Below are 19029 nucleotides of genomic sequence, written 5' to 3'. Positions count from 1 at the left end.
TTCTTTTGTCTGTTCAGCCGCCGACGTGGACGGAGCGGTAATTGCCGTCTTCCGGGTAGAAGCCGAGAAACTTCAGGCGCGTCTTGCCGGTTCGCACGCCGGGGTACAGAAAAATCGTCGGCACATGAAACTTGCCCTGGAGCTGACTCTCGATGGCACCGATCCGCATAAAGGGATGCAGTGCCTCAAGGTCCGTTACCAAGAGCAGCGCGTTCTGCTGGCCTTCGAGCGGCTGCAGGGCATCCTCAAGTCGCTTCAGCAGGCCGTTATCCGCCGTCAGGATGTCAGCCAAGGCTTTGTTGGTACGCGGCCAATCCAGTGGTGCTGACTTGTCTTCCATCACGCAGAGCGACCAGAACGGGTCGTCTTTGAGCAGCGCCCAGAGCTGTTCGGCGATGGAGAACGTGTGCACGTCCCAGCCTTCCTGGTGCAGTTTGGCCACCCATGCGGGTGTTTGCCGCTTCACCTCGAGGATTTGCTCTGGCGGGAAAACCAGGTAGTAGATCGGCTCGAAGCTCGCATGGCCGAGCTCGCGCCCATGCCGAATGCGCTCGCGCAACTCGTCAAAATCAGCTTTGAGTGAGGACATCGCAGAGCGCCTCCATGTCTTGTTGTTTCCAGCTGATGCGAATCACGTCACCCGCCGCCTGGACGATGAGCAACCCCTTCAGCGAAAGTCGCTTGAGCTCTTCCAGCACGTCTTCCCGTGCCAGGCCAAACAACTGCCAGTCTTCGTGGGTCAGCAGCGCGTTATCACCGACGCCGGAAAAGTGCAGCTCATAGGCTAAGTAAGCGGCCGCAGATGGTGAGATGCGGAACGGCAAGATGCGACGACTGGAACGCAACCCACGCTCAAGCATTCCGTAGTCGGCGCAGCATCCTGTCAAATAGGCGGAGACGCGCCGCACAGTTGTTTCAGACCATCGTTTGACTGTCTTGCCATCATCGATACCTCGTTCGACAAAGGCGCGCGCATCTTCATTGGTGATTTGTGTGTATCCACCGGCGTATCGAGCCCAGTAAACGTGGCGCACGAAGTCACCAAGAATGGGATTGGCGCGGCTCGTGAAAACCAGCATGAGCTGCGTCAGATCAGCAGTGGAAATCGTTGCCGACAGCCGCTTGAGGTGAGCAGCCGGTGCACCACCATTGACTAGATAGCGCGGGGCAAAGCATTCGACGACGATGTTGCGGAGTCGACGCGCGGTAACGGTTGGGAATCGACCGGATTCCAGCGCGACTTGATGCAACTGATTCGCCGACATGCCGGGCGACCACAGGTCGAGCAGCGTCTTGGTCTCGTTGACGAGCCCAAGGCCTGCTTGTAACTGAGTCGTGTAGGGCTTGTTGTCGGCCACGATCACCCCACCAGATACGGATAAGCTTTGGTGTTCTGCGTGAACGCCGATAGATAAGCCGCCGCGATGGCCTTCAGGGTGTCGGTGGAATCAATATCCTTGATGCTTCCGACCGCCGTTGGGCCCACGCTGGACGTGCCGCTCGTCGATGCCAAGCGCTTCAACGCATCCAGCGCAGCCTCTTTACTCGGCGGTGCCTGGCTGGCGAGTTCTTCCCCCGCGCTGCTTTGCACGATCGCATGCAGGTCTTGTTCGACTTCTTCAGGCAGACGGAACAAGTGGTAGCTACCCACGCTCAAATGCTCGTCGTGCAATCGTCTGGCTGCTTCCAGCACACCGTGATACTGAGCAAGGCGAGATGTTTTCGAGAAGACCGGCTCTAGGAAGAGCCGGCTTGATGCCTCATAGAAAGCCGTTGGCCACCAGGCGCACTGAGCACGCTCTCCGAGGAAGCCGACAAGCATCCTCATTTGCAGCAACGTGGGTAGGTAGGATTCTTTCATCTCAACTCTCGTCATTCGTTTGTTCTACCAACGCGACCGGCGCAGGCAGTGGTATTCATTGCTCAGTCACATTCCGCCCCCGAGCGAGCCGCATCCAAGGGCGCATACCCCGGCGCCAGCACGGCGTTCTTAACGCCATACAAAGCCAAGTGATCCTTAAGCCAAAGTCTGTACTCATGCCCGCGCAGGCTGTGGTCAGGGGAGCAGTCGACGCTCCATTTGCGCAGGATGTAACCGGCAGTGGCTGCCCGCAGCTTCATCCGCAGCACGCCGCCTTGCATGCTGTAGTCCATCTCGGTGATCTCTGGCCGGGGTTGATCCGGGTGCGGCACCAGTTCCAGCTCGACGATCCGTGTCCACTGAATGTCCTGATCGCTCATCTCGTGGGGCGCCACGGGCTGCCCCTTGAGCACCGCCGGGCGCTTGATCCGGGTGATGACGAAATCCCGGAACTCCTGCGACTTTCGGTCGAAGGCGCGGACGTGCCAGCGCCGACCGTTGTCGATCAGCGCGAACGGGACGATCTCCCGCTCGGTGCGGCCACTGGAGATGGAGTGGTACTCGATGCCGAGCGGACACTCCTGGTGAATCGCACGGGTCACGCTCGCCAGCACATCCAGATCCGGGTGCGTGAGCCGGGATGGGCTCTCGCTGGCCAGCACGGCATTGGCCAACGGGGCCTTGAGCCGCATCGGCTCGCCGTCGCCAAAGCCCTGGGTCAGCCACGACAACACCCGCTCAGGGGGGAAGTCGAAGACGGGCCGGAGGTCCGGCCCCAGGACGTAGGACTTGCCCTTGGAGTCGTAGTCGATGTTGCCCGGGGCCAATTTTTTGTACAGCGCCAGATCCCTGGATGCGGCGGCGGACTGGATGCCAAACCGAGTGACCAAGTCCTGACGGCGTATCTCCCCGATGAAGCGCACGCGCAACTCCACGAACGCGAGCCGGTCGCGTTGTGGCTGGGTTAGATCTGCAAGCTGTTCGTTCGACATCCTGGCTAGCTCGTTCGGGTTAGCGAATGCTTGTGTGGGTTATTGCGGAAAGTATATTGTCTGCTCTAGAATCTGTCTATCAGTTGTTTTTGATGCGTGTATGCGTCGTGTTGTGATAACCACAAGGCGGGCGAGACGCGCACTTGGAGCACAGGAGTGAAAGCAGACAAAGCCATCGCGACGTACCGGCGCATGCGGGCGCAGCCGCTGTGGCGCCTGCTTGCCTCGAACACTGGACCTACCGTCATTGGCCTGCTTCAGGCCCATCTTTACGAGAGTGAGCGAAGTCTTCCTGCCTCCATTTTTCACGAACGAATCGCAAGAGATCTGGAAGAGCTACGCGCCCAAGGCGAAGACTTCCCCCAAACGGCACAAGCGTACGTCGCCAGCTGGCTTGCCGATGGGTACCTGGAGCGACGCTTCCCGGCTGGGGCTTCAGAGGAGGAATATGAACTCTCCACGGCCGCCGTCGAAGCCATTCGATTTGTCTCTGGCCTGGAGCAGCCGCACTCAGCCGCAACCGAAAGCCGCCTGACGCTTGTTATCGAGGCACTAGCCCGGCTTGCCGAGGACACCGACACCGACAAATTCCGTCGCATAGACCGGCTCATGGCCGAGCAAGCCCGCATCGATAAGGAGATAGACGCCATCCAGAAGGGGCAGATGCGCGTGCTGCCCCACGCAACGGCGCTGGAGCGCACGCGGGAGATCATCACGTTGGCTGATGATCTTGCAGGTGATTTCCGACGCGTCCGCGATCAGTTCGACCAGCTCAATCGAGATCTCCGTGAACGCATCATGGACAACGATGGCAATCGGGGGGATGTGCTGGATTCACTGTTCGCCGGAATCGACCTGATTTCAGAGAGCGACGCCGGAAGGACTTTCTCCGCTTTCTGGCGATTGCTTACGGACCCAGAACAGGCCGCTACGCTTGATCAGGCCCTTGATAGCGTCATGTCGCGGGAGTTCGTGGGGCAGCTCGAAGCCAAGGAGCGACGATTCCTTCTTCGGCTGACGCGGACCCTTCTCGAGCAGGGCGGCATGGTTCACGAGGTGCTCCAGACCTTCGCGCGCAGCCTGAAGCACTTCGTCCAGAGTCGTGAATACCTCGAGCAACGCCGACTCAATCACCTTCTGAAAGACGCTCAGCGAGCAGCACTCGCCCTGAAGGACGAAGTCAGGGCCACAGAAACCCTCCAGTACACGCTTGAGCTCACGAGCAGCCGTTTGCGCTCCTTGTCTCAATGGGTGCTGTACGACCCCTCCCTACAAGCTTTGCCCGGCCAAATGGCGGAAGGGGATGCCCCGCCAATCGACCTGGAGTCCGTCAGCGAACTGGTCGCCCAGTCCGAGATCGACTTCCGAACATTGAAGGCCAACGTGCTGGCGGTCCTGGAGCAACGGTCCCAGGCATCCATCGCTGACGTGCTGGAGCAGTTCCCCGCTGCACAGGGTTTGGGCAGCGTCGTCGGCCTGCTTGCATTGGGCAGTCGGCATGGTTTCAAAGCCGACCATAGCGAAACCGTAGGCTGGGTTGGAGGCGACGACGAGCGTCGTAGCGCCCGAATTCCAAAGATCTTCTTTTTGAGGGAGCGGGCCAATGAACTGGTCTGAGAACGACGAAGCGGCAATGCCAGCCGAAGCACAAGCGCCAGATGCTTCGCAGGCATCTGCTAACACCCTTTTCATGGGTGACAGCGGCGAGTTGGCGCTGGATACCCGGCGCGCCCTGGTGCAGCTACTTGCGGGACCTTCGCTCGACGGACGTCGACATCCAAAGCTCTGGCCGATATTGGTGCGAGACGAAGCGGTGATACGTCGGCGCCTTGCCGAACTGTTTCTCGAACTGGTCATCGACCGGGACGTACAAGTTGCCTTCACCCGTCAGGCTGATACCGGCGACCTTGAAGTGCCACTCCTGCTGCGTCGCGCGCAGCTGACCTTCATTGACTCCATTCTGCTGCTTCACCTTCGCCAGCGATTGACCCAAGCGGACTCGCAGGGCGATCGTGCCGTGGTGTCGACTGACGAGATCATGGAGTTTCTTACCCTCTATGAGCGTGCCTCCAACACCGACCGCGCAGGGTTCGTGAAACGTGTTCATGCATCCATCGAGAAGATCAAGAAGCACAGCATCCTCCAGAAAATTCGCTCGAGTGAAGATCGTTTCGAGATTTCGCCAACGCTGAAGCTCCTCTTCTCTGCAGAAGAAATACAAGCCCTGACCCACTTGTATCAGCGCATGGCCGCCGGTGAGACGCCAGCGCAACTGGCTCAGACTGAGTCCGATGAGGAGGCCGACCAATGATCTCGGAACCCCAAACCGCGTCCTTGTTCGCCCGGGAGCAATTCCGGATGACTCGCCTGCAGGTTTACAACTGGGGCACTTTTTCTGACCTGCATGACATACCGATCAGCGAACGAGGCTTTCTGTTTGTCGGTCGATCAGGGGCTGGGAAATCGACGCTTCTCGACGCTTTTTCGGCGTTGCTGGTGCCACCTCGCTGGATTGACTTCAACGCTGCCGCGCGGGAGGCTGACCGCAGTGGCCGTGACCGAAACCTCGTCACCTACGTACGTGGGGCATGGGCCGAACAGAAGGATGGAGAGTCGGGTGAGATCGCCACCCGCTACTTGCGCTCGGGGACAACGTGGTCTGCCCTGGCACTGACCTACCAGAACGCATTGGGCCAGTCTGTGGTGCTGGTTCAGGTGTTCTGGCTTCGCGGCAATGCGAATGGAAGCACCGACGTCAAACGCCACTACCTTGTCCTGGAGCGGGCCTTTGACCTGCGCGAGCTGGAGGACTTCGGTCAATCCAACTTCGACATCCGAAAGCTCAAGCAGTCTTTCCCCGAGGCGTTCGCTCGCGACGAGTTTCGTCCCTATTGCGAACGATTCTGCCGCCTGCTCGGTATCGAGAGCGAAATGGCGTTGCGTTTGCTGCACAAAACCCAGTCGGCCAAGAATCTCGGCGACCTCAATACCTTCCTGCGCGACTTCATGCTCGACAAGCCCGAGACCTTCGAGGTGGCGGATCGCTTGGTCAGCGAATTTGGTGAACTCAATGCTGCCCACCAGGCGGTAGTGACAGCTCGCGAGCAGGTTCAAACGCTCGCGCCAGCGCGGGAGCAGTATCAGCGCAGAGATTCGTTGATGCTGCAACGCAATGGGCTGGATGAGCTTCGGCTGGGCGTTGATGGCTACCGCGAAACCCGCCGCATTGAACTCCTCAAGCAGCATGTCGAGTCCCTGGAGGTGCAAGCCAGCGGCTCGGAAGGTGAAGTAAGTCGACGTCAGAGCATCCTGGATAACCACACCACAACCTTGCGCAATCTGGAGCGACAGCACCGTGAAGCAGGCGGTGATCAGATCGAGCAATGGGAAGCAGAGAAATCTGGTCTGGAGGGCCAGCGCACGGATCGCCTGCGCAAACGCGGCCAGGCTGAAGATGCGTGCAAGAAGCTTGGCTGGAGCCTCCCGGATTCGCCTCAGGCCTTCGCTGAACTGTTGGGAAACGCGCGGCAGGAAGTCGAAAACTGGGAGCAGCGCAGCAACGAGAACCGCGAAGAACAGTTCCGCTTGGCAGGTCAAAAGAAAGACGCTGAGACGGCATTTTCGCAAGCGGTGAAGGAGGTGCAGGCACTCCAGCGCCAGCCATCGAGCATTCCTGCCGATATGCTCGAAATGCGCCGAGACATCGCCGCAGCTATTGGGATATCAGAATCGGCTCTGCCCTTCGTCGGCGAACTCATTGAGGTGAAGTCTGACGAGGCCGAGTGGCAAGGTGCCATCGAGCGCGTACTGCACGGATTTGCGCTCTCACTCTTGGTGGACGAACGCCAGTATTCGGCGCTGGCCAATTACATCAACAACACCCATCTTGGGCAGCGTCTGGTGTACTACCGAACTGGCCGCTCGGAGACCTGGCAGGCGAAGCCCATCGGCGCTAACTCGCTCGTCCTGAAGCTGAACGTCAAGGAGGGTACGTATGCCGATTGGCTGCAGGCCGAGCTACGGCAACGATTCGATTACGCGTGCGTCGACTCCATTCAGTCGTTCAGGAGCGCTGATCGAGCCATCACCCGTGAGGGCCAGGTCAAGCACAGCAAAACCCGGCACGAGAAAGACGACCGGAGAAGTGTCGGCGACCGACGAAACTGGGTGCTCGGGTTCGATAACCGCGAGAAGCTTGGGCTCTTTCAAGCACAGGCCCAGGAGCTGGCTGCGACGATTACGCGCCTCGGGGGAGAAATCGAAACCCTCGCCGACCAAGACAAGAATCGTGCGACCCGAGCGATTCAGTGCCAAACCTTGGTGAATCTCCAGTGGCAGGAAATTGATGTAGTACCGTTGCTTGACCGCATTTCCACCATCGAACAACAGATTCGCGAAGCGCGGGAGGGCAATACAGCCCTACTGCAAATCAGTGAGCGGATCGACAAGCAAAAGAACTTGGTTGATCAAGCAGACAAGGACCTCCGAGAAGCCAAGGTCGCGCATGACTCAGTTCTCAAGCAGATCAACGACAGCACGCAGAAGCTTGAATCGCTCCTTCAAGATGCTTCCAGAGTTCCATTGACTCCCCACCAGATCAAGGGGCTCGACGAACGATTCACCAAGCAGTCAGACGCGATCAGGCTCGAAAGCCTCGACAAGGTAGCAACCGCTGTTGAGAGAGGGCTCAACACAGAAATCGGTGAGATCAAAGATGAGATCGGCGATTGCGAGAAGGAAATTGAAGCACGCTTTGCCGATTTCAAACGGCAGTGGCCAATGGATGCTGTGGACATGGACACGAGCCTAGCCAGCGCAGCGGACTTTTTCGCCAAGTTGGTTCGACTGGAAACGGATGGCCTGCCCGCCTATGAGCAGCGATTCTTCGAACTGCTGCAGAACCAAAGCCACCAGAATCTGGCGGCACTGTCCACCTACCTGAACGATGCGCGCAAAGCCATCCTAGAGCGGATGGATCTGGTCAACGACAGTCTTGGCCAGGTGCCGTTCAACCAAAGCGCCAATCAACGTACCTATCTCCACATCGACGCCAGTGACCGGCAGCTTGTCGACGTCAAGGAGTTCAAGCAGGAGATCCAGCAGGCACTTAGCCATGCGTGGACGGAGGATCGCGAGTTTGCCGAGGCGCGGTTCCTGGCCCTGCGGCGACTTGTTGATCGACTCGCCAGTCAGGACCCCGAGCAGAAACGCTGGCGCGAGACTGTGCTCGACGTTCGACAGCATGTTGAGTTTATCGGACGGGAGATTGATGAAAGCGGCGTGGAGGTCGAAATTTACCGCAGCGGTGCTGGCAAATCAGGCGGTCAACGGCAGAAGCTGGCCACCACGTGCTTGGCCGCAGCCCTGCGGTATCAGCTGGGAGGGAACGACCACGGCGTGCCGATGTATGCGCCCGTCGTGCTTGATGAAGCCTTCGACAAGGCCGACAACGAGTTCACCGCTTTGGCGATGAACATCTTTACCAATTTCGGATTTCAAATGGTGGTCGCTACGCCGCTGAAGTCCGTCATGACCCTCGAACCATTCATCGGTGGCGCCTGCTTCGTAGATATCAGCGACCGGCGGGTGTCAGGCGTCCTGTTGATCGAGTACGACGGTGACCGCCAGCGGTTGAAGCTGCCGGAGCACGCTCGAGAGGAGGCTAGCGTTGAAGCTTCCTGAAGATGTTTGGCAGTTTCTTGCCCGTCGCTTTCAGAGCAAACACCGCGAGTGGTTGATCGGTGATGCTGGCGAGAGCCAATGGCCGCTGGAAGTTCCGCTCGGCATACCGACGGAACAGGCTGCGCTAAGGCAAGTCGACGGCGTTCGCGCTTGGGTGAGTGCATGGCAAGGCTGGCAAGGAGTCGGCACCCTGTCCTGGTGTGAGCGCCGGTGGAAAGCGCTTGGCGTCCAGCGACTGCCTGAGAAACTGGCGTTACGAGGCCCTGAAGATGTTGCCCTGTGGATTGGGGAATCCGCACGGTGGGTGCGTGCCCAGTCTCGCTATCAGACGCTCACTGCTCGCTGGCCGGTACTGGCGCAGCAGTTGCCGAGATATTTTGATGTCCTCGCTGACTACGGCGATGCCGATTTTAGTCGGCTGGCAGAGATGCTGGATTGGATCAGTCTCAATCCGAAATCGAATCTCTACCCACGACAAATTCCGGTTGCCGGGGCCGACAGCAAGTGGCTGGATTCTAGAAAGGGCCTCATCTCTGACTTGGTTGCGACGCTCCAGGGTGACCCGACAGGAGAGCGCGACTTTTTTAGACGCTGCGGTTTGAGGGCACAGCCGCAGTTAATGCGCATGCGCGTTCTAGACCCAGAGCTGAGAGCCCGTTTGGGCGGTCTTGGCGATATCTCTGCTCCTTGTGAGGAGGTGGCAAGCATTGGCATACGACCAAAGAATGTCTTCGTTGTTGAGAACCTTCAAACCGGACTTGCCTTTGATGACCTGCCAGGGGCGGTTGTGATCATGCGATTGGGTTACGCGGTTGACGTTTTGGGACAGCTTCCATGGCTACAACAGGCGCAATGTATCTACTGGGGTGACATTGATACGCATGGCTTTTCCATTCTTAATCGAGCCAGAACATACATCCCTAGCCTGAAGACTGTGCTTATGGATGAGTCAACGCTGATGAGTCATCGTGATTTATGGGTCGAAGAGAAAGACCAGCACTCTTCCACAGAACTCCCACTACTCAAAAGTACCGAACAAAAGCTCTATCAGTCGATCAAGGGAAATGCCTGGGGTCAACAAGTCCGCCTCGAACAGGAGCGGATACGCTGGGATGTGGCGTGGAATGCCATACAGGCAAGTATTCGATGACCCTGGATCGGGAGGTCAGTCGTGAATGGAAATCGATGGGACCAGCCGGGCGTGCCCCACAAGGGATGGCACTGCGTGGATGTCGTCGATCTGCGGGCCGACGGCGAGCCGGCAGACGAAACCGATTACGCGACCTGCCAGATGTCCGGCAACGAGAAGATCCGCTACGTCCACATCATGGAGCACCCGGATCTGGACGAGAATTTCGAAGTCGGGTGCGTCTGCGCCGAGAAGATGAGCGGCGACTACGAGGGGCCGAAGCGGCGTGAGGCCAAGCTGCGCAACCGCGCCGTCCGACGCACTCGATGGCTACAGCGCAAGTGGCGGGTCTCCGCCAAGGGCAACAGCTTTCTGAATGTCGACGGCCATAACCTCGGCGTGCATCCGACGAAGACAAAGCGATGGGGATATCGGATCGACAGCCGTTTCAGTGCAAAGACCTATGCCTCCAAGGACGAGGCGAAGCTGGCGCTGTTCGATGACTTCTGGGCGGCGACCCAGGATGACGAGCGGTTGTGGGCTAGCGACTGAGCAAGGAAATAGTTTGATGGTCGAAGCGGGTAAGGAGGGATTGCTTGCCCTGCTACGTGACAGTAGATAGAGCGTTGGCTAGCAGATCAAGCAACACTTCTGAAATACGGTTGACCACCGGTTCCGTTTGATTGCGGCGCGAGCCGAGCAAGGGACACAGCATCAAGGCCATTCGCTTCACTTGGGAATGGCACGATGGGACAGACCAACCGCCGCGCATCCGCCTGGCCTTCGCTGGCCGTGCTGCTGGCCGTGTCGCTCTCGGCCCTGCAACCCGCCATTGCCGAGGACACTCCGGAGCGTGAGCAGATCGCCGCGCTCGCCCGCCAGCTCAATCTGATCGACCGCCTCGCCGAGCACGCCGCCAGTACCGCTCCGCAGGAACGCGCCCGCTATCACTTCGACTACGCCCGACTGCGCTCAGACCTGAAGCGCGTTCGCGCCGGCCTGCAGGACTACCTCGTGCCCCAGCGCGCCCAGCCGCGCGATCCCGTCCCGCTGGCCGGCGATTACGTCCGCCGTGACCGCGCCGACGACGACGACGACGAGCCATCGCCATGACGCCCTCTGCCGATCAGGTCGCCGCCTTCCAGGCCAACGGCGGCTTCGCGCCTTCGGCCGTCTCTGCCGTGGTGCTCGCTTTCGTGTTCGCCGTGTTGCTGCTGTGGGGCGTGTGGGCCATGCGCACCGCCTACGTCGGCTGGGCCGAGCACCGCATCACCGAGCGTCAGTTTCTCGCCGTCGTCGTGCGCTTCGTGGCGATTTACCTGGTGCTGACCTTCTTCCTCCTCTCCTGACCGTCACGAAAGGCCAAACGCCATGAACACGTCATCGACATCCCATCGCATTCCGTCCCGCATCGCCGCACTGCTGCTACCGCTGGCGCTCGCGGGCCTGCCGCTGTCGGCCTTCGCGCAGGGCCTGCCGACCATGGAGGACCCTTCGCGCGGCCAAGGCAGCGGCATCCTGCAGACCTTGCAGAACTACGGCTACGACATCGTGCTGCTGATCGCGCTGCTCGTGGTCGCCTCGATGTTCGTCGGTGTCTGCTATCACGCCTACACGCGCTACTCGGAGATCCACACCGGCCGCGCCACCTGGGGCCAGTTCGGCCTGACGGTCGCCGTGGGCGCGATCCTGCTGGTGGTCGGCATCTGGCTGCTCACCAAGGCCACCGGCGTGCTGTGAGGGCGGCAAGCGATGGCCGTCCCTTCGGAGACCCCGCGCGACACGCTGGTGACCTTCCTGCCGCACCGGCTGAACCGCCAGCCGGTGGTCGTGCGCGGGCTGACCGCCGACGAGTTGTGGATCTGCGCCGGCCTGTCGGCCGCAGCCGGGTTCGCGCTCGGCCTGCCGCTGGCCTGGCTCACGCACAGCATCGCCATGGTGCCCACGCTGATCGTCGCCGGCATCGCGCTGGGCGTCTTCGTCGGAGGTGGTTTCCTGCGCGCACAGAAGCGCGGCCGGCCCGACACCTGGCTGTACCGGCAGCTCCAGTGGCGGCTGGCATTGCGGCACCCGGCGCTGGCGGCGCTACTGGGCGGCCAGCGCCTCATCACCCGCTCGGGCTACTGGACGACCCGGCGCAATGCCGATCGAGGTGCGCCATGAGCCGTTTCAAGAACGAGGTTGCGCACCTGCAGGCGCACGTGAAGACGCTGCGTCTGGGGGCCGGCGCGTTGTTCGTGGTGGCGCTGCTGCTCGGCTTCGGTTGGTGGAGTGCGCCGAAGAGTCTCACCATCCATGTGCCGCCGGACCTGCGCTCGGGCAGCATGCGCAAGTGGTGGGACGTGCCGCCCGAGAGTGTGTACGCCTTCTCGTTCTACATCTGGCAGCAGGTACAGCGCTGGCCCACGAACGGCGAAGAAGACTACCCGCGCAACCTGCGCGCGCTGTCGGCCTACCTGACGCCGAGCTGCCGGGCCTTCCTGCAACAGGACTACGAGTACCGGCGCGCCAGTGGCGAGCTGCGTCAACGCGTGCGCGGCATCTACGAGATTCCCGGTCGCGGCTACGGCGATGATCCGGCCACGCGCGTCAAGGTGCTCTCCGACCGCGATTGGATCGTCACGCTCGACGTGAGCGCGGACGAATACTACGGCTCCGAGCAGGTCAAGCGCGCCCTGGTGCGCTACCCCATCAAGGTCGTCCGGCTGGACATAGACCCCGAGCGCAACCCCTTCGGCCTGGCGCTGGACTGCTACGCCGGCGCACCCCAGCGCATCGAACCGCCGCCGACGCCGACCCAGGCCGGCGCGCCCGCCAACGCCTCCGGCCACCTGCAGGGAGACTCCCCATGAAGCCCGTTGCCTTGTCGGCCCTGGCCGGCGTCCTGCTGATCCTCGGTTTCGTGCCGGCCAGCCAGGCCGTGGAAATCCTGCGCTGGGAGCGGCTGCCCCTGCCGGTGCCGCTGGTGGTCGGCCAGGAGCGCGTGGTCTTCATCGACCGCAATGTGCGCGTCGGCGTGCCGGCCAGCGTCGGCGATCACCTGCGCGTGCAGAGTGCGGGCGGCGCGATCTACCTGCGGGCGAGCGAGCCGATTCCGCCCACGCGGCTGCAACTGCAGGACGTGGAGTCCGGCGCGCTGATCCTGCTCGACATCGCCGCCGAGCCGGCGAAGGACGGCCAGGCGCCGCTGGAGCCGGTGCGCATCGTGGAAGCGGAAGCCCCCGCGAAGCGCTACGGCGGCAGTGCAGCAAGCGGTGCGGACGAGCGGGCCGATGCGCCCGCGGACAAACCCGTTCCCCGGCGCGAAACGCCGGTACCGGTCGTGCTGACGCGCCATGCCGCACAGAACCTGTACGCGCCGCTGCGCACCGTCGAGCCAGTCGCCGGCATCGGGCGCGTGAACCTGCGCCGTGGCTTCGCGCTGGACACCTTGCTGCCGACGCTGCCGGTGCACGCGCGGGCATTGGCCGCGTGGCGCCTGGAAGACCAGTGGGTGACGGCCGTGCGACTCACCAACACCGCCGCGCGTTGGCTCGACCTCGACCCGCGCGCCCTGCAGGGGAACTTCGTGGCGGCGACCTTCCAGCATCCGAACCTGGGGCCGGCCGGCACCCCGTCCGACACCACGGTGCTCTACCTGGTCACGCGCGGCCACGGCCTGGCCGAGTCGCTGCTGCCGGCGCTGAGCCCGATCGATGCCACCGCGAACCTGCCGCCGGCCGCCGCGGCCGGCTCGACCGGAGGAGCGCGCGATGAAAAGTAATCCGCTGCTCAAGTGGCTGCTGATCCCGATGGCGCTGCTGCTGGTGTTCGTCGGCGTCAAACTGTTCTCCGGCGCCCCCGGCGGCCAGCCCGCCCCCAAGGGCGCGGCCAGTACGCTCACGCCCGAGGAGATGAAAGCCCTGGGCATCGCAGGCGACACGCCGCGCGATACCGTCGCCACGCTGGTGGCCCAGGTGAAGCAGTTGCGCACCGAGCTGCAGAGCGCGCTCGGCGACAACAAGCAGCACAAGGCCGAGAACGAGCGCCTGCGTGCGCGGGAAAGCGCGATCGACCAACGCATCCAAAGCGCGCTGGAAGGCGAGCGCAACCGCCTGGAGCAGGAGCGCAATCAGGTGGCCAGCGACAGGCAGCAGACCCAGGGGCTGCTGCAGGATCTGCAGCGGCAACTGGACGGCCTTGCCGGCAAGGGTGGCCCGTCCGACCTGCCCGTCGGGCTGGGGCTGGAAGAGGGTGACAGCAAGCGCTTCAACCGCAGCACCAGTGGCACGCAGTGGGTCGAGCCCGACGATGCCAAGGTCGACGCCAAGAATGGCAACAAGGAGCCGAGCTTTCCCCTGAGCTTCGGGCCGGCCCAGAAAAGCCTGTCGGCCGCAGTGGAATCCGTCGCCGACGTTGGCAGCCGCGCGGTGGGCGCATCCACGAAGGCGGTCTACACCGTGCCGTCGAACTCGACGCTCATGGGGTCGGTTGCCATGACGGCGCTGATCGGGCGCGTGCCGATCGACGGAACCGTCAACGACCCGTACCCGTTCAAGGTGTTGATCGGCCTGGACAACCTCACGGCCAACGGCATCGACATCCCCGACGTGGCCGGCGCCGTGGTCAGCGGCACGGCCTCGGGCGACTGGACGCTCTCGTGCGTGCGCGGGCAAATCCGCTCGGTCACGTTCGTGTTCCAGGACGGCACCATCCGCACGGTGCCGGAGGACAGCAGCAAGGGCGGCAGCAACAGCGGCAACTCGGGGCACAACGGCGCCAGCATCCAGGGCGGCCTGGGCTGGATCAGCGACCCCTACGGCATTCCGTGCGTCAGCGGCGAGCGACGCAGCAACGCCCAGCAGTACCTGGGCAGCCAGGCGCTCATCACCGCAGCCGGCGCCGGCGCGGCCTCGCTCATCAAGTCCGACAACGGCAGCGTGGCCGTGGTCGCCAACAGCAACGGCTCGCTGGGCACCGTCGGCATCAGCGGCAACGAAGCGATGGGCCGCATCCTCGCGGGCGGCGTGCGCGACATGGCCGATTGGGTCAACAAGCTCTACGGCCAGGCCTTCGCGGCGGTCTACGTGCAGCCCGGCGCCAAGGTGGCCGTGCATCTGGAGCAGCCGCTCGACATCGACTACGACGCCAAGGGGCGTCGGGTTCACCACCGCACCGGAGAAGCCCATGCCTCGGATCTGGATTGACGCGGCCGCCGTGCTGCTGGCGGCCACCCTGCTCGGCGGCTGCGCTACCAGCAAGGAGAAGCTGCTGCCGCACGGCGACAGCACCATGCTCGACATCTGGCATCGGGAGACCGGCGGCAGCGCGGGCGGCGGCCAGGCCGCGCGGCAACTGCTCGATGCGCGCCAGGGCCTGCGCCGGCCGCTGGCCGAGGCCGATGTGCAGGCGGCGCCCGGCGTGCAGGCGCGCTACACCCGCACCGCGCAGAACGAGATTTACCGCCAGTTCCACCGCCTGCCGAACCCCGACCTGGTGATGTACGTGTTCCCGCACCTGGCGGGCACCGACCCGGTTCCGGTGCCCGGCTACAGCACGGTGTTCCCGCTCTACCAGCGCGTGCAGTACGCGATGCCGGGCGAGCGCGTGGAGGACTACTGATGGCCTGGTCGCTGTCGTGGTCACGCAAGGGCGACGCATCGCCTGCTGACGCCGTGGATGCGATCGATGATGCCTGGGCACGGCACGTGGCGGCCTTGGTGGCACAGGGTGTCGCCGAGCCGGGCAGCGCGCTCGGCCGGGGCCGGCGCAGGCCGGCCACCCAGGCCGACCACGATGCGCTCTATGGCGTCGCGCCGTCGTTCGCGGACTTGCTGCCCTGGGTCGAGTACCTGCCCGGCAGCAAGTGCATGTTGCTGGAAGATGGCCAGTCGGTGGCGGCCTTCTTCGAGCTGGCGCCGGTCGGCACCGAGGGCCGCGAGATGGCCTGGCTATGGCAGGCGCGCGATGCGCTGGAGAACGCCCTGCAGGACTCCTTCGACGAGTTGGACGACAACCCCTGGGTGGTGCAGCTCTACGCCCAGGACGAGGCCGACTGGGACAACTATCTGCGCTCCCTGGCGAACTATCTGCAGCCGCGTGCGCAGGGCAGTGCGTTCAGCGACTTCTACCTGCGCTTCTTCGCCCATCATCTGCGGGCCATCGCCAAGCCGGGTGGCTTGTTCGAGGACACCACGGTGACGCGCCTGCCGTGGCGCGGTCAGGTCCGGCGCGTGCGCATGGTGGTCTACCGCCGCACGTCCGCGGCCCCGGCTTCGCGGCGCGGCCAGTCGCCCGAGCAGGCGCTGACGACGATCTGCGACCGCCTCGTCGGCGGGCTGGCGAATGCCGGCGTGAAAGCCCGGCGTCTCGGCGCGGCGGACATCCACGCCTGGCTGCTGCGCTGGTTCAACCCGAATCCGACTTTGCTCGGCGCCACTGCCGAAGATCGGGAACGCTTCTACGCGCTGACCCGCTACCCGGAAGAGCGGGAGGAGGGCGAGATCGAACTCGCCAGCGGCACCGACTTCGCGCAGCGCCTGTTCTTCGGCCAGCCACGTTCGGACGTGCCCAACGGCCTGTGGTTCTTCGACGGCATGCCGCATCGGGTGATCGTGATGGATCGCCTGCGCACGCCACCCGTGACGGGCCATCTGACGGGCGAGACGCGCAAGGGCGGCGATGCCATGAACGCGCTGTTCGACCAGATGCCCGAGGACACGGTGATGTGCCTGACGCTGGTCGCCACGCCCCAGGACGTGCTGGAGGCGCACCTCAACCACCTCGCCAGGAAGGCCGTCGGCGAGACCCTGGCCTCGGAGCAGACCCGGCAGGACGTGCAGCAGGCGCGCGGCCTGATCGGCAGCGCGCACAAGCTCTACCGCGGCACGCTGGCGTTCTACCTGCGCGGCCGCGACCTGGCCCAGCTCGATGCGCGCGGCCTGCAGCTCGTCAACGTGATGCTCAACGCCGGTCTGCAACCGGTACGCGAAGAGGACGAGGTGGCGCCGCTGAACAGCTATCTGCGCTGGCTGCCGTGCGTGTTCGATCCGGCGGCCGACAAGCGCCAGTGGTACACCCAGCTCATGTTCGCGCAACACGCGGCGAACCTGGCGCCGGTCTGGGGCCGCAGCCAGGGCACGGGGCATCCGGGCATCACGTTCTTCAACCGCGGCGGGGGCCCGATCACCTTCGATCCGTTGAACCGCCTCGACCGGCAGATGAACGCGCACCTGTTCCTGTTCGGCCCCACGGGTTCGGGCAAGAGCGCGACGCTCAACAACATCCTGAATCAGGTGACGGCGATCTATCGGCCGCGCTTGTTCATCGTCGAGGCTGGCAACAGCTTCGGCCTGTTCGGCGACTTCGCGGCACGGCTGGGCCTCACCGTGCATCGGGTGAAGCTCGCGCCCGGCGCGGGCGTCAGTCTGGCGCCGTTCGCCGACGCCTGGCGCCTGGTCGATACGCCGAGCCAGGTACAGACGCTGGACGCCGATGCGCTCGACGAAGACCAGACCGATGCCGGCATGGTCGTGGAAGGCGATGAGCAGCGCGACGTGCTCGGCGAGCTGGAGATCACTGCACGACTGATGATCACCGGCGGCGAGGACAAGGAGGAAGCGCGCATGACGCGCGCCGACCGCAGCCTGATCCGCCAGTGCATTCTCGATGCGGCCCAGCATTGCGTGGCTGACGAACGCACGGTGCTCACGCGCGATGTGCGCGACGCGCTGCGCGAGCGCGCCCGCGACGCCACGCTGCCGGAGATGCGGCGCGCACGGCTGCTGGAGATGGCCGACGCCATGGACATGTTCTGCCAGGGTGTGGACGGCGAGATGTTCGACCGGTCTGGCACACCGTGGCCCGAGGCGGACATCACCATCGTGGACCTGGCCACCTTCGCGCGCGAGGGCTACAACGCCCAACTCTCGATTGCCTACATCTCGCTCATCAACACCGTCAACAACATCGCCGAGCGCGACCAGTTCCTGGGCCGCCCGATCATCAACGTGACGGACGAAGGCCACATCATCACCAAGAACCCACTGCTCGCGCCCTACGTGGTCAAGATCACCAAGATGTGGCGCAAGCTCGGCGCCTGGTTCTGGCTCGCCACGCAGAACCTGGACGACCTGCCGAAAGCGGCCGAGCCCATGCTCAACATGATCGAGTGGTGGATCTGCCTGTCGATGCCGCCCGATGAAGTCGAGAAGATCGCGCGCTTCCGCGAACTCAACGCTTCGCAGAAGGCGCTGATGCTCTCGGCCCGCAAGGAGGCCGGCAAGTTCAGCGAGGGCGTCATCCTGTCCAAGTCGATGGAAGTGCTGTTTCGCGCCGTGCCGCCCAGCCTCTACCTGGCGATGGCGATGACCGAGCCCGAGGAGAAGGCCGAACGCTTCCAGTTGATGCAGCAGCACGGCATCAGCGAGCTGGATGCCGCCTTCCGCGTGGCCGAGAAGATCGACCGTGCGCGGGGCATCGAACCCCTGGCGCTGGACACGCTGGCCTGACGGGAGCGACACGATGCGCATGCCTTCATCCGCCCGCCGTCATCCCCGGATCGGTCTGCTGATCGTGGCGACGATTGCGGTTGCCTCGTGGATGCTGCTGCGCGTGCCGCATCCGGCAACCGAGTCCATGCCCCTGGCCGCCGCCGGGTCCGAAGCGTCGAAACCGGCCGGCCCGCCCTGGCTGTATGGCCGTACCGATGCGCGCTTCACGGTGGTCGGGTACGCCGACCTGGAGTGTCCGTACTGCCGGGCCTACTTCCCCGCGCTCAAGCGCTGGATCGACGCCCATCCCGAGGTGAACTGGCAGTGGCACCACCTGCCGCTGTCCATGCACGAGCCGGCCGCGACTGCTGGGGCACGCCTGGCCGAGTGCGCGGGCGAGACGGGCGGACATGCCTCGTTCTGGCAGGCCGTGGCATGGCTCTACTCGAACACCCGTGGCGACGGCCAGGGCCTGCCGGAGGGCCTGCGCTATCCCGACCTCACGCCAGCCATGCAGGGTTGTCTCGACAGCGATCGCCCCGATGCGGTCATCCGTGCCCAGGCGGCGGAAGCAGCACAGCAGGGCATCGCGGCCACGCCGGCTCTGCAACTGCGCGACCGCGAGTCCGGCAAGACCCTCCTGCTGCACGGCCCCGTCGAAGGCGATGCCTTGCTGTCGGCCATCGACCTGCTTGCCGCCGGCAGCACGACCGCAGCCGAACCCGCCCATTCCCCAGACATGCCCGCCGGCGTCGCCGGTGACATGCCCAGGTAGCCATCGATCTTCAAGGCTGCGGCGCGGCTCGTCCGCGTTGATCGAAACCCGTTCGCATCGCATCCCTTGACGCGAACAGCCACCGCATCCGCGGTGGTGGATGCCCGCTCGTCACCCGT

General features: G+C 63.5%; 19 protein-coding genes. 15 read left to right on the top strand and 4 right to left on the bottom strand.

Translation table 11 applies throughout. From position 1 onward, the window contains the following. Positions 1-13: 13 nt before the first annotated feature. The 4 genes from F753_RS26945 to F753_RS26930 all read right to left on the bottom strand — a co-directional run bounded on the left by F753_RS26945 (position 14) and on the right by F753_RS26930 (position 2853). Positions 14-589 carry a BREX protein BrxB domain-containing protein gene (locus tag F753_RS26945; RefSeq protein ID WP_021263471.1) on the bottom strand — a complete coding sequence of 192 codons (576 nt, stop codon included), beginning with the start codon at positions 587-589 and terminating at the stop codon, positions 14-16. Continuing rightward, complete coding sequence (locus F753_RS26940) at positions 570-1358, bottom strand: DUF1819 family protein (protein ID WP_031297134.1); 789 nt, start codon at positions 1356-1358, stop codon at positions 570-572. Before F753_RS26940 ends, F753_RS26945 begins: the two co-directional genes overlap by 20 nt. 2 nt (positions 1359-1360) lie before the next feature. Next, positions 1361-1861 (bottom strand): BrxE family protein, encoded by a 501-nt coding sequence (locus F753_RS26935; protein ID WP_041207022.1) that lies wholly within the window; start codon positions 1859-1861, stop codon positions 1361-1363. A 62-nt stretch (positions 1862-1923) separates the two neighbouring features. After that, complete coding sequence (locus tag F753_RS26930; RefSeq protein ID WP_021263474.1) at positions 1924-2853, bottom strand: WYL domain-containing protein; 930 nt, start codon at positions 2851-2853, stop codon at positions 1924-1926. Between the two features lie 156 nt (positions 2854-3009). Between F753_RS26930 and F753_RS26925 the strand changes: the two genes are divergently transcribed. From F753_RS26925 to F753_RS26855, 15 genes are all read left to right on the top strand, one after another. Next, positions 3010-4470, top strand: coding sequence for a DUF3375 domain-containing protein (locus F753_RS26925; protein ID WP_017462912.1), 1461 nt, complete (start codon positions 3010-3012; stop codon positions 4468-4470). After that, positions 4457-5164 (top strand): DUF4194 domain-containing protein, encoded by a 708-nt coding sequence (locus F753_RS26920; protein ID WP_023094200.1) that lies wholly within the window; start codon positions 4457-4459, stop codon positions 5162-5164. The genes F753_RS26925 and F753_RS26920 overlap by 14 nt, the downstream gene beginning before the upstream one ends. Continuing rightward, the gene (locus F753_RS26915; RefSeq protein WP_023443889.1) at positions 5161-8535 is read left to right on the top strand and encodes an ATP-binding protein; all 3375 of its coding nucleotides are present in this window, start codon (positions 5161-5163) and stop codon (positions 8533-8535) included. Before F753_RS26920 ends, F753_RS26915 begins: the two co-directional genes overlap by 4 nt. After that, positions 8522-9685 carry a Wadjet anti-phage system protein JetD domain-containing protein gene (locus tag F753_RS26910; RefSeq protein ID WP_023094198.1) on the top strand — a complete coding sequence of 388 codons (1164 nt, stop codon included), beginning with the start codon at positions 8522-8524 and terminating at the stop codon, positions 9683-9685. Before F753_RS26915 ends, F753_RS26910 begins: the two co-directional genes overlap by 14 nt. Positions 9686-9760: 75 nt before the next feature. Then, entirely contained in the window at positions 9761-10216 is a 456-nt protein-coding gene (locus F753_RS26905) for a hypothetical protein (protein WP_023443888.1), read from the top strand. Positions 10217-10411: 195 nt separating this feature from the next. After that, a complete protein-coding gene (locus tag F753_RS26900; protein WP_023443887.1) occupies positions 10412-10777 on the top strand; it encodes an integrative conjugative element protein, RAQPRD family in 366 nt (121 codons plus the stop codon). Beyond that, positions 10774-11013, top strand: a complete 240-nt coding sequence (locus F753_RS26895; RefSeq protein WP_023443886.1) for a TIGR03758 family integrating conjugative element protein — start codon at positions 10774-10776, stop codon at positions 11011-11013. Before F753_RS26900 ends, F753_RS26895 begins: the two co-directional genes overlap by 4 nt. Positions 11014-11035: 22 nt before the next feature. Continuing rightward, on the top strand, positions 11036-11404 hold the full coding sequence (locus F753_RS26890; protein WP_023443885.1) for a TIGR03745 family integrating conjugative element membrane protein: 369 nt from the start codon (positions 11036-11038) through the stop codon (positions 11402-11404). Between the two features lie 12 nt (positions 11405-11416). Next, positions 11417-11827, top strand: coding sequence for a TIGR03750 family conjugal transfer protein (locus F753_RS26885; protein ID WP_023443884.1), 411 nt, complete (start codon positions 11417-11419; stop codon positions 11825-11827). Next, positions 11824-12516 (top strand): PFL_4703 family integrating conjugative element protein, encoded by a 693-nt coding sequence (locus F753_RS26880; protein WP_023443883.1) that lies wholly within the window; start codon positions 11824-11826, stop codon positions 12514-12516. The genes F753_RS26885 and F753_RS26880 overlap by 4 nt, the downstream gene beginning before the upstream one ends. Then, on the top strand, positions 12513-13427 hold the full coding sequence (locus F753_RS26875; RefSeq protein ID WP_023443882.1) for a TIGR03749 family integrating conjugative element protein: 915 nt from the start codon (positions 12513-12515) through the stop codon (positions 13425-13427). Before F753_RS26880 ends, F753_RS26875 begins: the two co-directional genes overlap by 4 nt. After that, positions 13417-14850 (top strand): TIGR03752 family integrating conjugative element protein, encoded by a 1434-nt coding sequence (locus F753_RS26870; protein WP_023443881.1) that lies wholly within the window; start codon positions 13417-13419, stop codon positions 14848-14850. Before F753_RS26875 ends, F753_RS26870 begins: the two co-directional genes overlap by 11 nt. After that, positions 14831-15265, top strand: coding sequence for a TIGR03751 family conjugal transfer lipoprotein (locus F753_RS26865; protein WP_023094193.1), 435 nt, complete (start codon positions 14831-14833; stop codon positions 15263-15265). Before F753_RS26870 ends, F753_RS26865 begins: the two co-directional genes overlap by 20 nt. Next, positions 15265-18153: a conjugative transfer ATPase gene (locus F753_RS26860; protein WP_023443880.1), complete on the top strand. Its 2889-nt coding sequence runs from the start codon at positions 15265-15267 to the stop codon at positions 18151-18153. The genes F753_RS26865 and F753_RS26860 overlap by 1 nt, the downstream gene beginning before the upstream one ends. A 13-nt stretch (positions 18154-18166) precedes the next feature. Next, entirely contained in the window at positions 18167-18910 is a 744-nt protein-coding gene (locus F753_RS26855) for a DsbA family protein (RefSeq protein ID WP_023443879.1), read from the top strand. Positions 18911-19029 lie beyond the last annotated feature (119 nt).

Source organism: Stutzerimonas chloritidismutans AW-1 (genome assembly GCF_000495915.1).
In the GTDB taxonomy this organism is placed as follows: Bacteria; Pseudomonadota; Gammaproteobacteria; order Pseudomonadales; family Pseudomonadaceae; genus Stutzerimonas; species Stutzerimonas chloritidismutans.
This window is presented reverse-complemented; position numbering and strand designations above follow the sequence as displayed.